Below are 221 nucleotides of genomic sequence, written 5' to 3' on the forward strand. Positions count from 1 at the left end.
TTATCTGCACCATTTCTGCGCTGGCATCCGTTACCTGATCCTCGATCTGCATATCGGCATCGACAAGACCTCGGCCTCCAAGTCGGCTGTGAGCGTGCTGATCGTCAGCCTGCTGCTGACCGTCGTGTTCGGCGCCAAGCTGTTCGGCCTGTTCTGAGGAGTCCCTGATGGCAAATAACAATATTGGTCCCAAGCGCCTCGTTGTGGGCGCGCACTACGGT

1 protein-coding gene is annotated in these 221 nt (G+C 57.5%); it reads left to right on the forward strand.

What is annotated here, in order from left to right:
* The coding region (locus AAHM38_RS25620) for a succinate dehydrogenase, cytochrome b556 subunit (protein ID WP_446740146.1) at positions 1–157 on the forward strand (157 nt) is incomplete at its 5' end.
* Positions 158–221 lie beyond the last annotated feature (64 nt).

Origin of the sequence: Ralstonia sp. OTU4908, assembly GCF_038440115.1 — a bacterium.
Taxonomy (GTDB): Bacteria; Pseudomonadota; Gammaproteobacteria; order Burkholderiales; family Burkholderiaceae; genus Ralstonia; species Ralstonia pickettii.